This is a genomic window from Winogradskyella sp. (assembly GCF_045105575.1).
In the GTDB taxonomy this organism is placed as follows: Bacteria; Bacteroidota; Bacteroidia; order Flavobacteriales; family Flavobacteriaceae; genus Winogradskyella.
The window spans coordinates 1-22935 of record NZ_JBGCDQ010000006.1; the positions used below are offsets into that span (position 1 = coordinate 1).

Genomic DNA, 22935 nt, shown 5'->3' on the forward strand with positions numbered 1-22935 from the left:
ATATATTTGACCGTTACGGAAAGCTATTAAAGCAATTAAGTCCCACCGGAACAGGTTGGGATGGTACCTTTAATGGCAGTATGATGCCAACGAGTGATTACTGGTTTACAGTAGAGTACACCGAGCCAGGCACCACAGAACCTAAAGAATTTAGAGCCCATTTTACTTTAAAGCGTTAAAGAAATCTATCCTTATTAATAACTTTAAGACTATTATATCATAGTTGTTAGGTGCATAAAAGTTCATGAAAATTTTATTTCAAAAAATCACTTTAATAGGGTGTTTATTGGCTATTACAACATCATGTTCTCCCTTAAAAAGATATACTGGTACAGCTAAGACGTTTGAATCTCAGGTTAGAGATCTTGAAAGAAGAGATAGAACAGAAACTTTCCCAGAAGATTATATTCTTTATATCGGGAGTTCTAGTATTCGTCTTTGGGATTCTATTCACAAAGATATGGCACCTTATCATTCTGTAAAAAGAGGCTATGGTGGTGCGCATTTTTATGACTTAATACAATTCACAGAACGTTTAGTTACTCCTCATAAAAAAGCAAAAGCTCTTGTCTGTTTTGTAGCGAATGATTTGACAGGTGTTTGGGACGAACCTAAAACTAAAGTTACACCAAAAGAGGTCAATCGTTTATTTAGGTACTTCACAAAACAAGTTGAAAAAATAGCTCCAGAGATGCCAATTTTTTTAATTGAAATTACAGCAACACCAAGTAGGTGGAATATTTGGCGCAAAACGTCTAAGGCTAATGATTTAATGAAAACCTATTGTGAAACGAAGGATAATCTTCATTTTATTTCTACAAGTCAAGAGTTTTTGGATGAAAATCAACAGCCAAGACCAGAGTTGTTTGTTGAAGATCAGTTGCACTTAAATAGGGAAGGCTATAAACTTTGGACTCAAATAATTAAGTCTAATTTAGATAGAATTTTAAAGTAATAAATTATATAGTTTAAACATTAAATTCATATTCACGCTCTACTTTACAAATTCTTACATTATACCAATTGTACCATTGCTCACGTCCTTTTTGCTGTGCGAATAAGTGCTTTGAATTTGCTTTCCAATTTTTAATAGCTTCTAAACTTTCCCAATAACTTACTGTAATACCTACACCTGAACTGAGTTGAATTGAAGTGTCATTTCTTGCACTATCAACACTAATGTAGCCTTTTTGTTGTTTGGCTAAAGTCTCCATTTTGTGAGCCATTTCGGCATAACCTTCGGCATGTTCTGTTTGCGTTGATGTAAATATTACAGCAAAGTATGGTTTAAAGTTTTCCTTCATATTATTTCTATGATGTCAGGTTGAGCGCAGTCGAAACCTATTTGAAGTTCTTAGTTTCAAAAGACCTTTCGTATTGCGTTGCAATGTACTTTCAATGAAAATATATTTTCATTTCAGTAATGCTCAAGGTGACATTTTTATTGTTCAAGAGCCTTTAGGTATTTCAAATTCAATAATTTTTTCTGTGATATTATCTTCAAAATCGGTTAGGATAAATTTAACAAAAACACGATTAGTAGCTACACTAACAGGAATGTCCTTTATGTTTTTAATGTTACTTACATAAGCTAACCAATCTTCACCGCATTTCTCAATGACATCATCTTTTAGGTTATTTGTTGCTGCTTCAATAAACTGCTTCCAGTCGTTTTCAGTATAAGTTAAGGTTTCAAACGAATTAGAATTTAATTGCTTTAGTGGCTTCCAATCGGTGTCAAATGTTTTCCATTCGTTTGTATTACAGTTAGCATCTGCACTTATAAAAGAGAAACTGTTTTCGTAGCGTTGAAATAGGCTCACTTGCTTATAATCATTGTCTATAAGGACAATGTTTTTCCCTTCAGGTGAATCACTTTTATCTACATTAATGGTAATAGACTCATCTTCTTTCAATCGATGCGATCTTTTATAGTCACTAGTAGCTAAATTCTTAACTTCAACATTTAAGTTATTAAGTGTAACTCTAATTGTTCGCGCTATTTTGTCTGGTGATAAATAACCATTAAACACATAACCAATATGGTTATTGGTTTCTACCTTTACCCATTTTCCGCTGATTTTTTCTCCTCCATCTAGTACTACCAAATTTTTATCTGTTTCTTCTAAAATTCCAATAACATCGCCATAGGCTAATTTCGTTAGCATTTTTGCACTAACATCTGGTTGATCTCTAAGTGATAATCCACTTTCTGCTGCTACATACGCTTCTTCTTGTGCTGTTGCTATTGCCATATTGAATACCAATGCAATCGCTAAAATCATTTTTAAACTGTTACTCACGCCGCTTTTATTGTTTAAGTGTTCGTGATTTTTCTTTGAAAAATTCATAATTTCTTGTTTTTAAGTTAAACATTTTAGCGGTTTAGTTTTTCTTAGAGTTCTTGTCTGTCGACCGACAAGTTTTAGTTTATACTGAACTTGGTTCAGTATCTAGTTATGCTTACTTATCCTGCAAGGTCTTTTTTCGACCTTGTAGGTATTGGTTTATCTGGTTTAATAGACCTACAAGGTCTTCAAAACCTCGTAGGTCTTCTTCAAGTTACTTCTCAACGGTTACCCATTCTCCTTTATTTCGTACCAAATAATCATCATTATCATACATGGCTTCGGCTTGTGCTCCTGGTAAATAATAGGTGCCTAAGTAAGATGCATTTAGCATTACAGTAAAGTTTTTTGTACCATATTTTCCATTTCTGTTCATATCAAAATAGAAATTAACACGGTCATCTCTTATATCTGTATATCTCGCATTACTTACTGTGGTGTCTCCAAAATCTGTAAAACGTGTGTTTAAAATATCCCAACCTGAAGGGAAAATTTGTGTTAATGCCACATCATTGACATAATCTCTCGTAAGGTTAGAAATACTAACCGTTGCCACAAAATCTTGACCTTGTTGTAATTTAGTGACGTCAATTTTGTTGCCTTGTAAATCTTTATAGACTGTTGAAATTGAGAAACCACGCTGTTCTGCTAGTTCTTCGCCAAGTTTTAGCTTACCCGAATTTAATACACGCACATAAACCAGATTATCTTTTCCGTTCGTGATTGACATTTTATTTACTCCTTCGTTAATAGGAATGTTGCGTTGTGCAATGCCGTTTTTAGTATCAATAGTTTCTGTTTTTCCATTAATCGTGTAAGTCAGTTTTAATTCTTTTCCACCGTTTTGTGTAATCATTTTACCGATGGCTAATAAGTTATAGGCTGTCGTTTGTGTACTCATCCAACGGTCGCTAGCCAAAGATTTTGCAATGGATTTTGCCAATTCTGTTTTCTTAGGATGATTGGTAATCAACATGGTTTCTAAAGCCATAGCTCTATTTCTGTAGAGCGAACCGTAGGTGTAATTATCTCCTTCAGCATCTTGAAAATTAATATTTGCTGTTTTAGAAATGGCGTCGCTCGCCTCTTTTTGTCCTGCTAAAGCATAAGCTGCTGCTAATCTCCATTTGGCATCGTTAGAAATTTCGCCGAATTCTCTTAAGCGGTTCATGCTGGCTAAGTCTGGTGCGCCAGCCAAAGCCAAAGTATATAAACGATACGCTTGTGCAAAATCACTGTGGTAACTTTTATAGCTTGGTCTCCAATTACGAGCCGCTTGTCTTTGGTAGGCAATCCAATTACTTTTAAAGGATAATGGCAATATGAAACCTTTTTTTTCGGCCTCAATCATAAAATGACCAGCATAACTTGTGCCCCAATCATTGGCTGTATTTTCGCCCATCCAATAACCTAAACCACCACTTGCGTTTTGAAAACCTCCTAAACGTCTAATACCGTTTTCAATATTACGCTGTACTTGCTGTTTCTTTTGAGGTGTTAAGTCAAAGATATCTGCTAAGAATAATTGTGGAAATACGCCTGATGTGGTTTGCTCAACACAACCATGAGGATAACGAATTAAATACTCCATTCGTTTTGTAAAATCCATTGGAGGCAATGTTGAAAATTCTACGGTTGCCGAATTAGTTCCCGTGACTCCAAAGGTTGTAATGTCTAGACTTTGTTTTGCATTCGCTTGTAATTCACTATCTATGACACGTGATGTAAAAGGATTAGGATTCTCAACATCAATCTCTACTTTGTAGGTTGATTTTTCGCCATTTCCTGTAGCAACAACTTCTATGGTGTTGATGCCTTTTGCTTTGGTGACGTCTAATTCAAAATAGACCATTTTTTCATCTGGTTTACTGAATTTAAGCGATTGTGATGTGTTACCTTTTATAGTAATGCCATCACTTACATTTACGGTAAGCGTTACGTCTTTCACTTTGTTTTCCATGGCGAAAACTGTTACAGGTAATGTTACTTTTTCACCAGGACTTAATTTTCGTGGTAAGGTGGCCAACACCATTAATGGTTTTTTGACTTGAACTGATTTTTCTGCACTACCATAAGCTTCAGTCGCACTGTTTCCTGCAACGACCATTGTGCGCACAGCGCCAACATAATTTGGCATTTTTAATTGGTGCGTTTTTGTTTGTCCGGCATCTAAAAGAAACGGTCCTAAATACGTCACGACTGGTTTAAAACGATTTGCTTTTTTGTTTTTGCCTTTGGCTGCAGCTCCATCTCCACCAATGGCGAAGACTTGATCGATACTGCCAGAATACGCTCCAATAACATCATCAAAAATATCCCAAGTTTTTACTCCTAAGGCTTCACGCGCATAAAAACTATCCCAAGCATTTGGTGTTTTAAATCGGGTTAAATCTAAAAGCCCTTCTTCAACAACAGCAATGGTATAGGTCATGGCTTTATTGTTCTTTTCAGAGACTTTTATCTCGTATGATTGTTCTGGTTGAATGGCATCAGGCATCTTCAATACAGGTTCTAACTTTGTTTCCGGATTTTCTACGAGCATCGGAATCACACCATACAAACGAATCGGTAAATCATTTGAGGTGATGGCATGTGGTTGCAATAATGAAATATTAATGAACACATTCGGAGCCATTTCTGCAGTCACCGAAATATCAATAGTCGTTTCGCCTGGCTTTGTTTTTACCCATTGGTGTTGTAATATTTCAGTGCCGTTTTCTATACTGACTAAAGCTCTGCCTTCGCTTCCAGAAGGGAAGGTGAGTTTCGCAGTATCACCAACATTATATTGGTCTTTATCTGTTGAGAAGACCAACATTTTCGCCGCTTCCTTATCTCCTGAAGCCGAATTAGACCACCAGTTTTTATAGAAATAAGCGGTTCGTCCTGTGGCATGACCACTAACAGGATCAACCACTCTAATTAAATAACGTCCACGATCACTTTCAGGAATATTTAGTTTAAAACTTGCTTTTCCATTGGCATCAGTATCGACCAAATATTGCTGAACAGGTCTGTGGTAATTACTAGACACATAGCTCGATAGATTATCGTAAGAGGAATTCCACCACCAACGCCATTCAATTTTATAAACTTTTACTTCTAGTTTTTTACGCTGAATTGGTTTGCCATCCGCAGTGACTGTTGCGATATTAAAGGTTTGATTTTCGTCAGTAAAAAACGAGCCATAGTTGTTGCCTTTTGGCGATTGTAAACCAACGAAACTTTCATAAGGTGCGTAAGGCATGGTGAAGGCATCGAGTGAAAAATCACCACCATTTTCAAAGGCTCTTACTAAGAATTGAGCCGTTAACATGCCTGGAGCGTTCTTTCCAATATTTAATTTTGAATTGACTTTTGCTTTTCCGTCTGCATCTAAATTGCCTTCAAAAACATTAGTTTCTTCCGTACTGAAGGTTTTGGTTGGGTCACTGAAAACGTAACCTTTATAGCCTTTAAATCCTGCGTAAGAGGTTGTAAATTTCGCTTTAATTTCAGCTTTTAAATTTTTTGCTGGTGCACCATGTAGCCAAGCCACGTTTAAGTCTCCTTGCAACGGTTTGGTATCAGTTAAAACGTCGTCTTCAAAATCTATTTTAATCTTTAATCGGTTAGGTTTTACGGTTTCAATTTTTAAACTTTTTGAAAAGGACGCTCCACCAACCGAAACTTTCGCATTATAGTTTCCAGTTTTGTAATCTGGTGATGTTGGTACTGTAAAATCAAAGAAATTATTGATGTTATCTATGGATACTTTTCTGTAAACCAATTTGCCAACAGGATCTGTGATTTCGAGTTTTACAGGATGACTTTTAGGTAGTTTATTTGCTTTATCATTTAATACAAAAGTTAAAAATAAACTGTCTCCTGGTCGCCAAACTCCACGTTCTCCGTAGATGTAACCTTTAAGTCCGCGTTGTAATCTGTTACCAGAAACATCAAACTTACTTAGTGATAAAGAATTACCATCAAAAAGTTTCACATAGCTGACGCTTTTACCCTTGGTAACAATAGCAAAAGCTGCACGTTTTTTAGCGTCGATTTCAATAATACCGTCTTTATTGGTGTTACCACTTGCCAATTCTTGTTGCTGGTAATTATATAAAGTAACTTTTGAATTCGCTTCAGGATCTGTAGATAAGATATTTGTCACCGCAAAGAAATAGGTGTTATCATTTCCTTGCTTAGCAATGACACCAAGATCTGAACTCACTAAATTTAATGAGACGGTACGATTTCCGAAGTTAAAATAAGAATCTGTACAAGGGTTATCTCGGTCTCTATATCTGTAATTGGTGTTTCTATAGCTGTAAGTTAAATTGTCCCAATAGCGTTCTTCACGAAGTTCTTGTTCTTCTTCGGTAATATCTTCGGAAGCATAGAAATCTTCTTCGTAATAGTCATCGTAGTAGTCGTCATAGTATTCATCTTCATCGATTTCGGTAGTTTCTGAATTTGATGTACAATCGTATAAGGAATAATCTTTCTTAAAACCGACTTCTACTCTGTAAATAGCACCAGGATCTGCTTGTATATATTTAGATAAATCGATACTGTAGGCTTTCCATTCACCTGTATTTTGGTCTTTATCTTGAATAAGTGTAATCGTTTCTTTAGCAATACGACGACCGACTTGTTTTATGGCGTTTTCATAGTTGCTATTCATGTTATTTTCTTGAAGAAATTGAAGGACGTTATCTTCAAATATTTTAATAATGCGGACATCTACTTTACTAAGATTTACAGCTTCAAAATTGAATTTTAAATCTGATGAATTCGGAAGGATTGAACCATTACTAATAAGTCTGACTTGAGGTTTTAGTTCTTCAAAAGTTAAGGTTTGTGTGAAGACCGTTTTAAGTTTAAAACCATCGGTATTTTTGATGCCAGTAAACACATCGACTTTAATTGCGCCAACTAATTTTGTGTCTGGATAGACTTTTAGCACATTGCCATCAACGATATATTTCGGATTTTTTACATTTTGAATGGTGACTAATCCTGCAAAGTTTTGTTGCTTTTTTAAAGGATCTGAAAAATTAATAGATAAGTATTGTTCTGGATTTTGAATCACCTGTGTTTCAGTAATGGTGAAGTTATTTTTCCCAGGAATATTGATAAAGTTTTCACCTTTATTTTCGGCTTTAATCGCTTTTCCATCCCAAGCGATATCAATTTTACTATCTTCTACTTGGCGTTTGATGCTATCGATTCTGAATTCGAAATATTTAGACTGTTCTGGCATTTCTAACCAAACTAAATTCAGGTCTTTTTTATTCTGCTTTGCAGATACTAATTGTTTTGCATCTTCTAAAGAAATGACATCAGAAGAGCGCAGTTGACCCAATACGTATTGCCATTCTTTACTGTAAGATTGTAGGTTGTTTGTGTTGATACTAAAACTTGGCGTGATGGTTTTAAACTGAAAGGTGTAGTTTTTAAATTCTGCAGGAATGGTTTTATAAATATCTCCCAATTTTACCGTAACTCCATATGCTGTTGCTGGTTCTAAGGCTTCGTCTGGTGTAAACAATAACGTGTGTTTATTGAGTGCTTTTAGTGTGCCTTGAATGTATGGTTGTGTAGAAATTAAGCCAGCATCTAACTCTTGTTCTGTCTCCCAGCCTTCAACTTCTTCGGCTAAATTAATTGTAATCGGAGCTGTTACTGAAACGACTCCAGATGTAGTATAACTGATGTAATCTCTATACTTAAATATATTATCGGTTTCTACTGGCTTCTTTTTACACGAAAATACAAGCGTTACAATAAGGAGTAGGAGGAGGTGCTTTTTGATGTGCATAATTGTTGATGGATTTAGTGTGATACTTCGATTAAAAAGAAGAGTAGGTACTTTCTTGTTAATTAAGTACGCTGGTATTTTAGTGTTTAGACTTAGGGTTTTTGTTAAATTGTTCACAAATATTATTTCTCATAAATGCCAATGGTTAATTCACCCTTATCATTCATGGTTGCACGATACATGCCAGCAGTATTAAATTCCATAACCATATTGCCATTTTTATCCACAGCAATAATACCACCTGTACCACCTAAATCAGTGAGCTTATCTTGAATTACAACTTTTGAAGCTTCTTTCAATGACAAACCTTTGTATTCCATAAGGGCAGAAATATCATGTGCTACCTGCGCTCGTATAAAATATTCTCCCCAACCAGTGCTCGAAACGGCACAGGTTGCATTATTAGCATAAGTGCCTGAGCCTATTATTGGTGCATCACCAATTCTGCCGTAGCGTTTGTTCGTCATGCCACCTGTTGAAGTTCCTGCGGCTAAATTGCCGTTTTTATCTAGAGCAGCGCAACCTACGGTTCCGTATTTTGAGTCTTTAATATAAGGATCGTAAAAGGAGGTTTTGCCATCGTGATCTAGCTCTATCTTTTCTCTGTCTTTGGCGCGTTTTAACGAATTAAACCTGTTTTCGGTATAGAAATAACTTGGTTTAACTAAGGTTAAGCCTTGTTCCTGTGCAAAAGTTTCTGCCCCTTCACCAGACAGCATTACATGTTCTGATTTATCCATCACTGCTCTAGCCAGATTTATAGGATTTCTAACTGTCGTGGTACCTGCGGAAGCTCCTGCATTTAATGTTTTTCCATCCATTATTGAAGCATCTAGTTCATTGGTTTCAGCATTGGTAAAAACAGCTCCTTTTCCTGCATTAAAAAGCGGAGAATCTTCCATAACGTTAATGGTTTTTTCAACAGCATCTAAACTGCTTCCTCCATTTTTCAGAATTTCGTAACCTACTCTAATCGCTTTTTCTAATTTTGCTTGGTACGCGGCCTCTTTCTCAGGAGTCATATTCTTTTTAAGAATCGTACCTGCTCCTCCATGAATGACTATGGCGAATTCTGGCGTTTTAGTTAGTGATTCTTTTGAAGTTTCTGTGTTAGAGATGTCGTTAGATTTTTCAGAATGGTTACAAGAGAAACACAGTAAAATTGTTAGAATGAATGTTAAGATTTTTTTCATGGTATTTGAATAATGATATATGATTTAAAGATAGTGTAAATAAAGCCTTTGCGCTCGCCATAAATCCCTAAAGGGAGCCAGCGCTAAGTTCTGCGTTTATTTTAGACATTACAATTTCAATATTATTTATCACTTCTTTATTTGTAAAGCGCATTTCTTTAATTCCTAATTCGTTTAAAATTTTGGTACGCTCTTTATCTTTAGTTTGTTGTTCTTTCGTCAAATGATAACCTCCGTCAATTTCAATAGAAAGTTTTAGTTTATAACAATAGAAATCAAGAATAAATAGGTTGATTGGATGCTGTCTTCTAAATTTAAAGCCTGAAGGTTTCAGTCTTAGTCGCTCCCAAAGTAACTTTTCAGTTTCTGTCATGGTATTTCTTAAATGAGCGGCATTTTTAAATATACCAGGTGGAGCGTTATTATGCATACCACCATTTTTAAGTTCGTCTTTTTCCATAAATTATCTTTTTTTAGTCAAACGAAGAAAATTCACCCTTTAGGGTTGGGGAAAAGCTTTTCGGCATGATTTTTAACTGCTTTAAAGTTACATTTTTAGAGCAAGCATTTCAACAAAAACAGACAAATTATTAGTAACTTCGCGTGATAATTTAATAATTCACAAAAAATAAGCATATATGGAAGCAAATGCTACCGATTTCGAAATGAAAGACGCTTTAAGACAGTTAGGTGTTAAAGACATTAATGACGGAACATCAACAGGTTCAAATAATTTTTCTAATGGAGATATTATTGAATCTTATTCGCCAGTAGATGGCAAATTAATTGGTAAAGTAAAAACCACAACAAGAGCAGATTACGATAAAGTAATGGATGCAGCAACTACTGCATTTTTATCTTGGAGAGATAAGCCAGCACCACAGCGCGGAGAAATTGTACGTCAGTTTGGTAATAAACTAAGAGATTTAAAAGAGCCACTAGGTAAATTGGTGTCTTATGAAATGGGTAAATCTTTGCAAGAAGGTTATGGTGAAGTTCAAGAAATGATTGATATCTGTGATTTTGCTGTTGGATTATCTAGACAATTAAATGGCCAAGTCATTCCTTCAGAACGTCCATTCCACGTTATGAAAGAACAATGGCATCCAATAGGTGTGGTTGGGATTATTTCAGCATTTAATTTTCCTGTAGCAGTTTGGGCTTGGAACACGGCTTTAGCTTGGATTTGTGGTGATATTTGTGTGTGGAAAGGGTCTGAAAAAGCACCTTTATGTACCATAGCATGTCAAAACATCATTGCTGAAATTTTAAAAGAAAATAATTTACCAGAAGGTATTTCTTGTATCATCAACGGAGATTATAAAGTAGGTGAAATGATGACGACAGACCATAGAATTCCTTTAGTATCTGCTACAGGTTCTACACGTATGGGAAGAATAGTTGGTGCTACAGTTGCAGAACGTTTTGGTAAATCTTTGCTAGAATTAGGAGGCAACAATGCCATTATTATTACACCAACGGCTGATTTAAAAGTTGTGGTGCCAGGTGCTGTATTTGGTGCTGTTGGTACTTGTGGACAGCGTTGTACATCAACAAGACGACTTATTATTCACGAATCAGTTTACGATAAAGTAAGAGATGCTATTGTTGGTGCCTATGGACAATTAACAATTGGAAACCCGTTAGATGAAAAAAATCATATTGGACCATTAATCGATCATGATTCTGTAAATACGTATTTAGCTGCTATTGAAAAAGCAAAAGATGAAGGTGGAAACGTATTGGTTGAAGGTGGAGTTTTAAAAGGCGAAGGTTACGAAAGTGGTTGCTACGTGAAGCCAGCGATTATTGAAGCTGAAAATCATTTTGAAATTGTACAGCACGAAACATTTGCACCAATTTTATACATCATGAAATATTCTGGTGATGTTGAAAATGCTATTGCACAACAAAACGGAGTAAAGCAAGGTTTGTCATCAGCAATTATGACCAATGAATTAAAAGAAGCTGAGAAATTCTTGTCTTATGCAGGTTCGGATTGTGGAATCGCTAACGTCAACATCGGAACATCTGGTGCAGAAATAGGTGGTGCTTTTGGTGGTGAAAAAGAAACAGGTGGTGGACGCGAGTCTGGCTCTGATGCTTGGAAAGTATATATGAGAAGACAAACCAACACAGTTAATTATTCTGATGAATTGCCATTAGCGCAAGGCATTAAGTTTGATTTGTAGACCGTATTAAATTCAAATTAATAGTACTAAGCCATATCGAAAGATGTGGCTTTTTGTTTTTTAACATATTGTAGCGCAACCTTTTCTTACTTTTAGCATCTTTAGTTGACATGCTTTTACTTATGAAATTGAACTTTAGAAACATTGTAAGTTTTACCCTTTTAGTCATGCTTTTTTCTTGCGAAGTACCTTATAAAGACAATGCTAGATTGTTAATTAAAGGCCAAGTACTCGATGAAAATAGCCAACCGATTTCAGGCGCAAATATTTCAATTTTAGCAAGAGAAGGAGTTAGCTTTCTTTCGGGTAGCGCAACAACATTATTAAATGAAATAGAAAGTCTTTCTGATGGCTCTTTTTCAACCATAATGCTATTACCTTTGGACGAGAATTTTGCTATTGAAGTTGCTGTTAATACTGATTATTCTTTATACCAGTATCGTACAAATACCCTAACCTTTACGCCAGATAATTATCTAATTGACCTTGGTACAGTTCCCATAAGGCGCAATGCCATAATGGATTATAATATAGTAAGAGAAAATGTGTCTAATACTGCATTTACTTATACATTTCATTACCAGTTCAATCAGTGTGTAGAAATTTATGCTAACGATGAACTTGATGTAGATGAAACCTTTTGTTTCGAAATGACCTCGAGAGGCAGATCTTTAAGTAATGATAACCCTAATGATATGGGTAATTTTATAACTCCTTTAGGTTCTGAGGTGGTATTTACATATTCCACAAATGGCCAGCCAGAAGAGTCACAAACTATAATTATTGATGAAACAACTAATGAATTTAACTTTAGTTACTAGGCTGCTGTTTTTGTTGCTGATAGCAACATCAGCAAGTTATGCTCAAAGTGATCTTGTACAAAACGAGAATTCTGTAGATAGTTTAAATATCACTAGCAAAGAGAAAGCGGTCATACTAACTGTTGGGTTTTACAAACCTTTTACTACAGAAAATAGTTTTATAGGTCAGGGAACAACTGGTCAAGCTGGTTTCGATTTAGGAATGCAAGTATTTCTATACAAAAACTTTTTTATCGGAGGTTTTGGTGGGTATTTCTTTTTAGATGTAACCGACGCCGATTTAGTTGGTGATTACAGCAGAAGTAGAGTGTTCAGTGCTTCTTTAGAAGTAGGTTACGAATTGCCAATTCATAAAAATATAGACTTAGGTTTAAGTATCGCTCTATTAGGCTATGCGAGTTATCGTAATTTTATCAGTGAAGGTAGAACAAGACAGCAACGTGATGGAGCATCTTCCCGTTTATATCGCGCTTACCTAAGTTATCAATTTGCTAAACATTTCGCTTTTTTTGTCAATTACGCCTTCAGAAACGACAATTCCAGCATAGAAACAGCTCCCGAAATTCAGGATAATTTTAATAAAATACAATACCATAATGTAGGCTTTGGATTAAAATTTACCTTGTTTAAATAGCCGTTTAGATGCTTTATTAGTGACTTTTTTAAGCATTGTGTTTCAGATTAATAGCTAGATATGTTAAATTTTTAATATATTGAAGGCTAATTAACTAAAACACTAACTAATGAGTAAAAAAACAACTTACCTTTTTGGTATTTTTCTTACGATCATTATTGGTACTTTGTTTTATTGCTATCTCTGTGACAACTGTCATTGTTTTCCTAGTGGAGAAGCTACAACCGAAGATACTAATACTGTCGTATTAGAACCAGAAGTGATTCCAGCAACCAGAAATGCCTTTGCTATTTCTGATGCCGACGGAGACTTCAACATTAAAATTAATGACAATTTTAATTTTAAAACGTCCAACTATTCCATTTTAGAACCACTTTCTACGGAAGTAACATCTGGTGTTTCTAAATTGAAAGATTATCTTTTAGCGAATCCTTTAAAGGATATTGATATTACGGGTTACTATCGTAATGATGAAACTAACGATTCTGCCTATCCAAATTTAGGTTTGGCAAGAGCAAACGCGGTTAAGAATTATTTGATAGCGCAAGGTATTCCTTCAAAACAAATTGATACTAGAGGGCAACTTAACGATGGGATCAATCCTAATGATGCTAATACCTTATTCGGACCATTAAAATTCGGGATCATCACCTTAGAAGAAGGAGCTACAGACGACGCTTTGGTAGCAGCTTGTGATGCCATCAAAAAAAATCCGTTGGTATTGAATTTCAATACTGGTCAAGCACAAATTAATTTAACGGCTGAGCAACGTCAAAAAATTGCAGATATTTCAAAATGTGTCGATAAACTTGGTGTAAAAGTTCAAGTGGTTGGGCATACGGATAATACTGGTAATGCAGACAATAATATGGCTTTAGGTCAAGGTCGTGCCGATTTTGCAAAAACTTATTTGGTAAGAAATGGTATTTTGGGTGAAAATATTGAAGCCATGTCCAAAGGGCAAACGCAACCTGTTGCAGACAATAATACAGAAGAAGGACGTACCACAAACAGACGTACCGTAATTACAATTAACTAACTAACTTAAAACATTATAAAATTATGAATTGGTGTATATTAATCCCATTACTTGTAGGTGCCATTTGTGCGCTATTAGGCTATTTATTAGGAAAACTTCTTGGAGGAAGTAACCATGACGACTGCAATGATAGAGTTGCAAAACTAGAAGCGGATTTAGAAGCTTGTAGAAAAGCGAGATTACAATTAGAATCAGATTTAAAACTTGCACAGACAGCAAGTGCTAAAGTTGCAGCACCAGCTGTTGCGCTACTTCCGTTTAATGCGGATGCTGCCAAAGCGGTTTTTGGCAAGAAAATAAAACAAGATGATTTAACGGTTGTTGAAGGTATTGGTCCAAAAATTCAAGAATTGTTCCATAACCACGATGTTAAAACATGGAAAGCATTATCAGAATGTAGTGTAGATAAATGTCAGAGTGTTTTAGACAGCGGAGGAGAACGTTTTAAAGTGCATACGCCAAGAACATGGCCAGACCAAGCTAAAATGGCTTATGAAGGAAAATGGGCTGAACTTTTAAAATGGCAAGATGAACTTGATGGAGGGAAATAGGCCTTCAAAATAATATGAGTAAAAAACCGTTTCTTCTTATACCAATAAGAATTGAAACGGTTTTTTTTGTTTCGTATATTTAAACCAATTATAAATTATAGAGTCTCACTAAAATGAAACAAAAGGAATTGCAACATTTGTATTGGCGTGCCGGATTTGGTTTAAATCCTAAATCGCTAAGTCCAAAAAATAAGGACAGAGCTAGTGTTGTTGAAGCCCTTTTTGAAAATTCTAAATTTAAAACCTCACTACATATAGACTTATCTTATTTAGATGGTGTAACACCTGAGGATGTTAAAAATTTTCCAACCTTAAAGAAAGACATACAAAAAAAAGGACAACAGAAAATACTAGAGCTTAATTATGCTTGGGTGAAACGGCTAATTAACCCTGAGGAATTACTCAGAGAACGGATGACCTTATTTTGGGCCAATCACTTTGTCTGTAGAGATCGAAACCCGCTTTATGCCGAACAATTTAACAATACCCTTCGGTATTTTGCCTTAGGCGATTTTAGAGAATTTGTAAAAGCCATTTCTAAAGAACCAGCCATGCTCAGGTATCTTAATGGCAAACAGAACAGAAAAAACAGGCCTAATGAAAATTTTGCGCGCGAGTTAATGGAACTCTTTACTTTAGGTGAAGGTCAGTATTCTGAAAAAGACATTAAAGAAATTGCAAGAGCATTCACAGGATATAATCATGATTTTGAAGGCAACTTTGAGCTAAGAGAAAAGCAACACGATACCGAAACTAAAATTGTATTTAATAGCATCGGAAAATTTAATGGCGATGATGCTATCGATGTCATTTTGAAAGAAAGACGCTGTGCCTATTTTATTTCAAAAAAAATCTACCGTTATTTTGTAAACCCGAAACCTAACAAAGCACATATCGATGCTATGACCGATGTGTTTTACAAAGATTATAATATTACGAATCTAATGCGCTTTGTATTTATGGCAGATTGGTTTTATGATGACAAAAATATTGGAGTGAAAATAAAATCACCGATAGATTATTTAGTCGGTATGGCCAACACAGTGCCTTTAATTTTTGAAAGAGAACGTGACCTTTTAAAAATTCAGAAATTATTAGGGCAAATTCTCTTAGATCCACCAAATGTAGCCGGCTGGAAAGGTGATAAAGCATGGATTGATGCCAATACCATTATGGCACGTTTAAAATTGCCATCCGTTTTATTGAATAATGGTACGATTTCTTTAAAAGCTGAAGGTGATGTATCTGAAACGTCCTCAGAGCGTAAAAAAATAAAACGCCCTTTTAAAACGCAACCCAATTGGAAGGCATTTTTAAATAATTTTGAAATCGCTAAAACAGAAGAGCTTCAAGAGTATCTTATTCAAGGAAACATTAATAAAGGAACTTTAGATTACTTAAAAAGTTTAAGTAAATCGTCTAAACAAGCCTATTGCATTCAGCTGATGTCCTTACCAGAATATCAAATGTGTTAATACTATAAATTATGGACAGACGTAAATTTATAAAAAATTCTGCATTAGCAAGTAGCCTGTTTTTTGTGCCTAATTTTGTCAAAGCGTTTGAGTCTCTGGCTTCAGAACGTTTAGGTTACAAGCGTTTGGTGATTATTCAACTCGCTGGTGGTAATGATGGTTTAAATACCATAATTCCATATTACAACGATTTATACTACAATGCCAGACCTCGATTGGCTATTATAAAAGGCATTATAAAGTTGAATGACGATTTAGGATTTCATCCAAGTTTAGCACCTTTACAAGCGCTGTTTGATAATGGTGAACTATCGATAATAAATAATGTTGGTTATCCAAATCCGGTACGTTCGCATTTCAGATCTATGGATATTTGGCAAACGGCAAGTGCCTCAGATGAATATTTGCAAAGTGGTTGGTTGGGTCGTTATTTAGATCAGCATGGCAAAAAACCATATAACGCTATGGAAATGGATGAGCAACTCAGTTTAGCCATGAAAGGCAACCATTTTAATGGCATTGCAACTAACGATTATAAAGTACTGTACAATACTGCAAAAGAGCCTTATTTTAAAAATGTGATCAACCATTACAACGATGCACACCTAAGCGAACACAATCTGGGCTATTTGTACCAAACTATGATCGAAGCAAAGTCTTCTGCCAACTATATTTTTGAAAACACCAAGGTGAAATCATCACAAGAAAGTTACCCTCAAAACGGATTTGCAAGACAACTTAAAAATGTAGGTCAATTCATTAATTCTGGTTTAGACACCAAAGTATTTTATACCTCGTTAGGCGGATTTGATACACATGCCAATCAAAATAATAAACAAACACGATTGCTAAAAACCTACGCAGAAAGCGTTTCAGCCTTTGTAAAAGATCTCAAACGAAATGAAACATTTAACGATACGTTGATATTGACCTTTTCAGAATTTGGAAGACGTGTTAAACAAAATGCAGCCAACGGTACAGATCATGGTTCTGCTAATAATGTGTTTATTATTGGTAAGCACCTAAAGAAAGCAGGTTTCTATAACGATTTGGCTAGTTTAAGCGATTTAGACGATAATGGTGATTTAAAATATAGTGTGGATTTTAGAGCCATTTATGCTACAATTCTTTCCAATTGGATGAACGTTTCTACAGAAGGTATTATTCCAACAAAGCAGAACAACCTCAATTTTATATAAGGACATAAAAAAAACCTTGTTTCGGTTTGAGAGTTAACTCAAGAAGAAACAAGGTTTAATAATTGATTAATAGCAATACAAAGATGTGCAATATTCCTCTTGGTCAACAATTTTTTTGATGAATGGTTAAAAAAAATGTATAATCAGTCGCATTTTTAAAGCACTTCCGATAAGGTGCAAAAATCAAGGTTAAAAAATCTATTATTTCCGACGAACTAGTTGTATTTTACTTTTCTTAAAATTCGCATCGTCTCTTTGTAAGACGCATAGAGTTCTGAATTGTAGTCTTTTATATACGGTTTTATGATTTCTAATTTCAATAAGGCGTCTTCAAAACCGTTGAGAAAACAGATTAAATAACTTGCCGCTAAGTTTTTTAAATCTTCGTTTTCAGATGAAGTTAATCTACTATGATTTAGAAGTTTTTCTACAATTGAATTGTTCGCATTAAAAATATGATGTAATACTTTTTTATCAAATTGAGGTGGCTCAAAAATAAGATTAGTGGCTATGGAATAATGTGCATTAGGTTGAAAATGAATGATTTTTTCTTCAAGTTTATAATACTTGTAAGATTTTTGTAAACCAAGTTTTACATATTCTATTATTTTGAAGGCATCTTCGGAATAAGAAATAGACACTTCATCTAAAGTGGAATAAAATATACGTACCTGCTCGTTTACCAATTCAATATCAACTCTAGAGAAAAAGGTTTCATCTTTCACTTGTTTTTTATCGCCAGACCAACACAATACAAAGTACTCTTTAAACACTTTGTACTGCGGTTTGTAATCTTGGCGTTTGTTCATAAAATCAAACACACCATCGAGTGTCAGTTTTATATTGTTTTGCGCATGATTTTCTATCGCAGCAACAATTTTAGAATTGACATCCACAACCTCAATATCAAAAACCTTTGGCATACTAATGCTACCATCTCTAAAAAAGACAGCACCACCATAATATTTCCAAATATTTTTTCTCAGGGAAGTGATCTCGTCAATGGGTCTAATAGTAACCAAACCAACCACCTTATCATCTGGTAAATGCGGAAACGGAATGTTTTCGTATTGCACAATTGGCGGATTATTGAGATAGGCATTAATGAGATTCTGAATTTTGCTGTCATCAAAAAAATCGACACCTACAATTTTATTATCCTCATCGTCAACGCCAATAACGATATAAGCATTGTTTTTAGGATTGCTATTAGACAGCGCACAAACGTGCTTTAAGAATTTTGCTTTACCTTCTTTAAAACCAATATCAATCTTTCGCTTTTTGTCATAGAAACTGTTCTCATCGTTGTGAGCAAGTAAGTTTTTAATTAAAAGCCTTTTGTTTATCATAAAGCCCCTAAATCCCCAGAGGGGACTTTTTAAAGTAGTTTAATTTCTTTTTGTAGATTTTCTCTAGCTTGTTCTTCAAATTGAGCTCTAAATCTTTCTGTGAAATATAAGGTGTCTCGTTCTAGAAAATGTTTGAGCACTTTCTTTCGACCAGGTTGGTACAAAAAATCTGGATAGATGTTATATTCCTTTCTAATATTTTGAATGTATTGACTATAAGTATTCCAATCTGTACCTAGAATAGAAAGGTCTAAATCCAAAAGATAAGCATTATCGGTGTTTTCTGTTGAAATTAATTCGTGGCTTTTAGTCGAAATGATGTTGTTTTTAACTTTTTCTATTTTAAAAGCATCATATTTAAGAATTTTTAAAGCTTTTTCAGCAAAAAACGCACTTTGAACTTCATTGTCTTTTTTCGTGGATTTGTATATAACATCGTGATACCAAATCGCAAATTTCAAACTATTTAAATCTTCAATAGCTGTTTTTAAATCTTCGAGTTGAAGAAACATATTATAAAGATGTGTCAGATTATGATAGTGTCTTTTTTTGGTGTTGTATTTAGTTTCAATAGCCTTCCAAAAAGAATCAACTATGGCATCATCAGCATAACCTGAAGCTAAATCATACCAATAATCTTTTAGCCATTTATTCATAAATCCTTTTTAACAATTGTAGAACTAGCTTGTGCCGTACAAAACATCAAAATATCTGCAATATTTACATGAGCTGGTCTAGATACCGCAAAATAAATCGCTTCAGCAACATCTTCCGCTTGCAATGCTTTGAAGCCTTTATAAGTGTTATTAGCATTTTCCGCACCTTTATATCTTACCTCAGAAAATTCAGTTTCTACCAAGCCAGGATTAATCGCTGTGACTTTTATGCCAAAAGGATTCAAATCAATACGCATACCTTCCGTAATGGCTAAAACGGCATGTTTGCTACCACAATACACATTGCCTTTTGGATAGACTTCTTTTCCTGCAGAAGACCCAATGTTAATGATATGGCCAGATTGTCGTTCGGTCATACTCGGAATAATCGCCTTACTCACGTAGAGTAAGCCCTTTACATTAATATCCATCATGGCATCCCAATCGTCTAAATTTCCCGTTTGTATTGGGTCTAAACCATGCGCATTTCCGGCATTATTAATTAAAATATCTATGGTTTGAAATGCTTCTGGTAAAGAGCCAATAGCCTTAAAAGTAGCATCCTTATCACGTACATCAAAATTTAGGGTATGTACATTCACATGTTTAGACAAGTCTTTTTGTACAGTATCCAAACGTTCTTGCCGTCGTCCACATAATACTAAATTGATACCATGTTTTGCAAATTCCTGAGCCGTTGCTCGTCCGATGCCACTTGTTGCTCCTGTAATTAACGCTGTTAAAAGCTCCTTTTTATTTCCCTTAAGGGGAAGAACACTGTCGCTCATATATGATCTATTTTTATCGTGAAAAACCAATAACTTTAATTAATTGAAGCTTGAGAATGAATACCATAAACAAGCTAAAGCCCTTCCCCTTGGGAAGGGTTGGGATGGGCTGTTTTTTTTTAAGGCACCTTATGACCTTGAGCAGCCACTAAAATCAAAAACCAATCTTCTAATTCTAGTTCAATTTTAGACGCTTCAACGGCTAATTTTAAACGTTCTTTCGTTGTTGTACCAACCACAGGATGAATGTTTGAAGGATGTTTTAGTATCCAAGCCAATAACAACTGATCTTCAGTTGCATTGTATTTATCTACCAATTCACCAAGCTGCTTGTGGATGCGTCTGGTTTGTTCATTATCGGTTTTAAAAACACGTCCTAAAGGAGACCAAGCCATAGGCATTATTCCATTAGTCGTCATATAATCTAAAGTACCGTCATGCATGGCATTATGTTCAGTTAATGAAAATTCTATTTGGTTGACGTCAATATCCATGCGTAAACCAACCATATCCATTTGCGATGGTGTAAAATTAGACACACCAAAATCTCTAATTTTTCCATCTTTTTTTAAAATGGTAATGGCTTCGGCAATGTCTTCTGCTACCATCAACGGACTAGGTCTATGAAGTAACAATAGGTCTAAATATTCAGTTTCAAGATGTTTTAAGGATGCTTCAACAGAATTTATAATATAGTCTTTACTGTAATTGTAATGTTTTACCTTATTGTTCCTAGGGTCACCTTCAAGTTGAAGTCCACATTTAGAAATCAGCTGAATGGCTTCACGTTGTATTCCAGAACTTGAAAAAGCAGCGCCAAAGGCGGCTTCTGTCGTATAAGATCCGTAAATATCGGCATGGTCAAAGGTGGTAATGTTATTAGAAATACAGAAGTGTATTAGAGCTTCCATATCTTTTTTTGAGAGCTGTTTTCCCCAGTTTCCCCAGGTCATTGTGCCTGCTATTAATCGAGAATATGTCACTTAATTTTCAGTTTATATAGGTTTTATTGCAATTCATGCATAAAAATACTGAAAACATTATCAATAGGGTATTATTGATATGTAATTATTCAAAACCCCAAATCATGAAGCATTTACAAGTCACGAAACTAGTCGTTTTAATCTGTCTTATTTTTTTCAGTCTTACCAGTTGTTCTAAAGAAGAAGTAGGTAGAGACCAAGATTTTGCTGGTATTACGGTGAGCCTAAAAAGTGATTCGGGCGAACTGAATAACGTTTTTTTAGATATTGAAGATATTCAGGTTAAAATCACTGAAGATGATAATGCGTCGAGCGCATGGATGAGTTTAAATACAATAAATACAGGTTCACACAATGTTTCTGATTTAAGAGGTGATACAGAATTACTATTAGTCAATCATTATGAAATTAAACCAACTTACATTCACGAAATTAGATTAGTACTTGGTGATAACAATTTTATCAATGTTAATGATATGTTAGTGCATTTAGATGTTACAGAAATAGGAAATGCCAAACCATCTAATTTCGTAAAAAAGGCATTTGAAGGCAATCATATTTATCAGGTAGTTATTAATTTAGATATTGATGCATCTGTAGATTTTAATGCTACTGAAAACATGACCGTTCTCAACCCAAAATTATACACACAAATTAGAAAATTTTAATATTAATTATCCTAATCCACGATTAATAGAACGCTTTACCTGCGTTCAAACTTTAAAAAGAGCGATACTTCGGTATGGCTCTTTTTTTTAACCAATTGTTAACAGCATCTCACGAAAAAAATTAACACTTTGCATCGTCTAAAATTTTTAAATAGAAGTTTTATTCTTAAACCCTTAAATAATGGAAGAAACGAGTACAGTTGATATCAAATCAATTAACGAAAAGATAGAAAGAGAAAGTGCATTTGTAGACTTATTAACCTTTGAAATGAACAAGGTTATCGTTGGGCAAAAACACATGGTAGAGCGCTTACTCATCGGTTTATTAGGTCAAGGTCATATTTTATTAGAAGGTGTACCTGGTTTAGCAAAAACCTTAGCTATTAATACGCTTTCTAAGGCGATAGATGCTAGTTTTAGTAGAATTCAGTTTACACCAGATTTATTACCTGCTGATGTCGTGGGTACACTGATTTTTAATATGAAAGAGAATGATTTCACTATTAAAAAAGGACCAATTTTTGCCAATTTTGTTTTAGCAGATGAAATTAACAGAGCACCAGCCAAAGTACAATCTGCGTTGCTTGAAGCCATGCAAGAAAAACAAGTGACTATTGGTGATGAGACGTTTGTTTTAGACAAACCATTTTTAGTCATGGCAACGATGAACCCTGTTGAGCAAGAAGGAACTTATGCCTTACCAGAAGCGCAAGTGGATCGTTTTATGCTAAAAACAGTGATTGATTATCCGACAATCGTAGACGAACAGCAAATAGTAAGAGCCAATTTAAAAGGGACTTACGAAAAAGTAAATCCTGTGGTTTCCATTAAACAAATTCTCAGCGCTCAAGAAGCTGTTAGAGAAGTTTATATGGACGAAAAAATTGAAAAATACATTCTAGATATCATTTTTGCCACACGTTATCCTGAAAAATACGGGTTAGGTGATTTAAAGCCTTTAATTTCTTTTGGTGCATCGCCTCGTGGAAGTATCAACTTAGCTACATCTGCTAAATGTTATGCTTTTATTAAAAGAAGAGGTTATGTTATTCCAGAAGATGTGCGTGCTGTTGTGCATGATGTGCTACGTCATAGAATAGGCATCACTTACGAAGCCGAAGCTGAGAATGTTACTTCAGAAGATATTATAAATAAGATTGTAAACGAAATCGAAGTGCCATAAATAGTTCGCAGTATTCAGTTACAGTACACCGTTAATTGTGTACGAGATGCTGA

At 34.9% G+C, this 22935-nt stretch carries 20 protein-coding genes; 11 read left to right on the forward strand and 9 right to left on the reverse strand.

Translation table 11 applies throughout. From position 1 onward, the window contains the following. A partial coding sequence (locus AB8B52_RS00985) for a T9SS type B sorting domain-containing protein (RefSeq protein WP_406024528.1) occupies positions 1-179 on the forward strand: 179 nt, incomplete at its 5' end. 65 nt (positions 180-244) lie between these two features. Then, positions 245-955, forward strand: a complete 711-nt coding sequence (locus tag AB8B52_RS00990; RefSeq protein WP_406024339.1) for a GDSL-type esterase/lipase family protein — start codon at positions 245-247, stop codon at positions 953-955. Positions 956-968: 13 nt separating this feature from the next. Here AB8B52_RS00990 and AB8B52_RS00995 read toward each other — a convergent pair whose 3' ends face one another. The 5 genes from AB8B52_RS00995 to AB8B52_RS01015 all read right to left on the reverse strand — a co-directional run bounded on the left by AB8B52_RS00995 (position 969) and on the right by AB8B52_RS01015 (position 9804). Beyond that, positions 969-1304 (reverse strand): antibiotic biosynthesis monooxygenase family protein, encoded by a 336-nt coding sequence (locus tag AB8B52_RS00995; protein ID WP_406024341.1) that lies wholly within the window; start codon positions 1302-1304, stop codon positions 969-971. 144 nt (positions 1305-1448) lie between these two features. Next, positions 1449-2351 carry an SH3 domain-containing protein gene (locus AB8B52_RS01000; RefSeq protein ID WP_406024343.1) on the reverse strand — a complete coding sequence of 301 codons (903 nt, stop codon included), beginning with the start codon at positions 2349-2351 and terminating at the stop codon, positions 1449-1451. A gap of 211 nt (positions 2352-2562) precedes the next feature. Beyond that, positions 2563-8151, reverse strand: a complete 5589-nt coding sequence (locus AB8B52_RS01005) for an alpha-2-macroglobulin family protein (RefSeq protein ID WP_406024345.1) — start codon at positions 8149-8151, stop codon at positions 2563-2565. A 122-nt stretch (positions 8152-8273) separates the two neighbouring features. Next, complete coding sequence (locus tag AB8B52_RS01010) at positions 8274-9344, reverse strand: isoaspartyl peptidase/L-asparaginase family protein (RefSeq protein ID WP_406024347.1); 1071 nt, start codon at positions 9342-9344, stop codon at positions 8274-8276. 67 nt (positions 9345-9411) lie between these two features. After that, positions 9412-9804: an endonuclease domain-containing protein gene (locus AB8B52_RS01015; protein WP_406024349.1), complete on the reverse strand. Its 393-nt coding sequence runs from the start codon at positions 9802-9804 to the stop codon at positions 9412-9414. Between the two features lie 178 nt (positions 9805-9982). On the opposite strand from AB8B52_RS01015, the gene AB8B52_RS01020 reads away from it, so the two are divergent. The 7 genes from AB8B52_RS01020 (at position 9983) to AB8B52_RS01050 (ending at position 17255) form a co-directional block, all read left to right on the forward strand. Then, positions 9983-11536: an aldehyde dehydrogenase family protein gene (locus AB8B52_RS01020; protein WP_406024351.1), complete on the forward strand. Its 1554-nt coding sequence runs from the start codon at positions 9983-9985 to the stop codon at positions 11534-11536. Positions 11537-11658: 122 nt separating this feature from the next. Then, positions 11659-12357, forward strand: coding sequence for a hypothetical protein (locus tag AB8B52_RS01025; RefSeq protein WP_406024353.1), 699 nt, complete (start codon positions 11659-11661; stop codon positions 12355-12357). Continuing rightward, on the forward strand, positions 12335-12991 hold the full coding sequence (locus tag AB8B52_RS01030) for a hypothetical protein (RefSeq protein WP_406024355.1): 657 nt from the start codon (positions 12335-12337) through the stop codon (positions 12989-12991). The genes AB8B52_RS01025 and AB8B52_RS01030 overlap by 23 nt, the downstream gene beginning before the upstream one ends. Before the next feature lie 109 nt (positions 12992-13100). Next, entirely contained in the window at positions 13101-14030 is a 930-nt protein-coding gene (locus tag AB8B52_RS01035; RefSeq protein ID WP_406024357.1) for an OmpA family protein, read from the forward strand. Positions 14031-14053: 23 nt separating this feature from the next. Beyond that, positions 14054-14581 (forward strand): hypothetical protein, encoded by a 528-nt coding sequence (locus AB8B52_RS01040; protein ID WP_406024359.1) that lies wholly within the window; start codon positions 14054-14056, stop codon positions 14579-14581. Between the two features lie 113 nt (positions 14582-14694). After that, positions 14695-16056 carry a DUF1800 family protein gene (locus AB8B52_RS01045; protein WP_406024361.1) on the forward strand — a complete coding sequence of 454 codons (1362 nt, stop codon included), beginning with the start codon at positions 14695-14697 and terminating at the stop codon, positions 16054-16056. Between the two features lie 11 nt (positions 16057-16067). After that, the gene (locus AB8B52_RS01050) at positions 16068-17255 is read left to right on the forward strand and encodes a DUF1501 domain-containing protein (protein ID WP_406024363.1); all 1188 of its coding nucleotides are present in this window, start codon (positions 16068-16070) and stop codon (positions 17253-17255) included. Between the two features lie 215 nt (positions 17256-17470). Here the strand turns inward: AB8B52_RS01050 and AB8B52_RS01055 are convergent, their stop codons facing one another. The 4 genes from AB8B52_RS01055 to AB8B52_RS01070 form a co-directional block, all read right to left on the reverse strand. Continuing rightward, positions 17471-18604 (reverse strand): ATP-binding protein, encoded by a 1134-nt coding sequence (locus AB8B52_RS01055; protein ID WP_406024365.1) that lies wholly within the window; start codon positions 18602-18604, stop codon positions 17471-17473. 29 nt (positions 18605-18633) lie between these two features. Beyond that, entirely contained in the window at positions 18634-19260 is a 627-nt protein-coding gene (locus AB8B52_RS01060; protein ID WP_406024367.1) for a hypothetical protein, read from the reverse strand. Beyond that, positions 19257-20048, reverse strand: coding sequence for an SDR family NAD(P)-dependent oxidoreductase (locus AB8B52_RS01065; protein ID WP_406024369.1), 792 nt, complete (start codon positions 20046-20048; stop codon positions 19257-19259). Before AB8B52_RS01065 ends, AB8B52_RS01060 begins: the two co-directional genes overlap by 4 nt. Before the next feature lie 119 nt (positions 20049-20167). Then, positions 20168-21031, reverse strand: coding sequence for an aldo/keto reductase family oxidoreductase (locus AB8B52_RS01070; protein WP_406024371.1), 864 nt, complete (start codon positions 21029-21031; stop codon positions 20168-20170). 104 nt (positions 21032-21135) lie between these two features. Here AB8B52_RS01070 and AB8B52_RS01075 point away from each other — a divergent pair, with 104 nt between their 5' ends. Both AB8B52_RS01075 and AB8B52_RS01080 read left to right on the forward strand, forming a co-directional pair. Next, positions 21136-21699 (forward strand): DUF4382 domain-containing protein, encoded by a 564-nt coding sequence (locus tag AB8B52_RS01075; RefSeq protein WP_406024373.1) that lies wholly within the window; start codon positions 21136-21138, stop codon positions 21697-21699. 181 nt (positions 21700-21880) lie between these two features. Further along, complete coding sequence (locus AB8B52_RS01080; protein ID WP_406024375.1) at positions 21881-22882, forward strand: AAA family ATPase; 1002 nt, start codon at positions 21881-21883, stop codon at positions 22880-22882. Positions 22883-22935 lie beyond the last annotated feature (53 nt).

What these genes read in the sequence shown, in the direction of transcription:
- AB8B52_RS01040 (WP_406024359.1), top strand. Translation starts at nt 14,054, where the DNA reads ATGAATTGGTGTATATTAATCCCATTACTTGTAGGTGCCATTTGTGCG.
- AB8B52_RS01075 (WP_406024373.1), top strand. Translation starts at nt 21,136, where the DNA reads ATGAAGCATTTACAAGTCACGAAACTAGTCGTTTTAATCTGTCTTATT.
- AB8B52_RS01015 (WP_406024349.1), bottom strand. Translation starts at nt 9,804, where the DNA reads ATGGAAAAAGACGAACTTAAAAATGGTGGTATGCATAATAACGCTCCA.
- AB8B52_RS01060 (WP_406024367.1), bottom strand. Translation starts at nt 19,260, where the DNA reads ATGAATAAATGGCTAAAAGATTATTGGTATGATTTAGCTTCAGGTTAT.
- AB8B52_RS01010 (WP_406024347.1), bottom strand. Translation starts at nt 9,344, where the DNA reads ATGAAAAAAATCTTAACATTCATTCTAACAATTTTACTGTGTTTCTCT.
- AB8B52_RS01000 (WP_406024343.1), bottom strand. Translation starts at nt 2,351, where the DNA reads ATGAATTTTTCAAAGAAAAATCACGAACACTTAAACAATAAAAGCGGC.
- AB8B52_RS01065 (WP_406024369.1), bottom strand. Translation starts at nt 20,048, where the DNA reads ATGAGCGACAGTGTTCTTCCCCTTAAGGGAAATAAAAAGGAGCTTTTA.
- AB8B52_RS00990 (WP_406024339.1), top strand. Translation starts at nt 245, where the DNA reads ATGAAAATTTTATTTCAAAAAATCACTTTAATAGGGTGTTTATTGGCT.
- AB8B52_RS00995 (WP_406024341.1), bottom strand. Translation starts at nt 1,304, where the DNA reads ATGAAGGAAAACTTTAAACCATACTTTGCTGTAATATTTACATCAACG.
- AB8B52_RS01025 (WP_406024353.1), top strand. Translation starts at nt 11,659, where the DNA reads ATGAAATTGAACTTTAGAAACATTGTAAGTTTTACCCTTTTAGTCATG.
- AB8B52_RS01080 (WP_406024375.1), top strand. Translation starts at nt 21,881, where the DNA reads ATGGAAGAAACGAGTACAGTTGATATCAAATCAATTAACGAAAAGATA.
- AB8B52_RS01030 (WP_406024355.1), top strand. Translation starts at nt 12,335, where the DNA reads ATGAATTTAACTTTAGTTACTAGGCTGCTGTTTTTGTTGCTGATAGCA.
- AB8B52_RS01005 (WP_406024345.1), bottom strand. Translation starts at nt 8,151, where the DNA reads ATGCACATCAAAAAGCACCTCCTCCTACTCCTTATTGTAACGCTTGTA.
- AB8B52_RS01055 (WP_406024365.1), bottom strand. Translation starts at nt 18,604, where the DNA reads ATGATAAACAAAAGGCTTTTAATTAAAAACTTACTTGCTCACAACGAT.
- AB8B52_RS01045 (WP_406024361.1), top strand. Translation starts at nt 14,695, where the DNA reads ATGAAACAAAAGGAATTGCAACATTTGTATTGGCGTGCCGGATTTGGT.
- AB8B52_RS01050 (WP_406024363.1), top strand. Translation starts at nt 16,068, where the DNA reads ATGGACAGACGTAAATTTATAAAAAATTCTGCATTAGCAAGTAGCCTG.
- AB8B52_RS01035 (WP_406024357.1), top strand. Translation starts at nt 13,101, where the DNA reads ATGAGTAAAAAAACAACTTACCTTTTTGGTATTTTTCTTACGATCATT.
- AB8B52_RS01020 (WP_406024351.1), top strand. Translation starts at nt 9,983, where the DNA reads ATGGAAGCAAATGCTACCGATTTCGAAATGAAAGACGCTTTAAGACAG.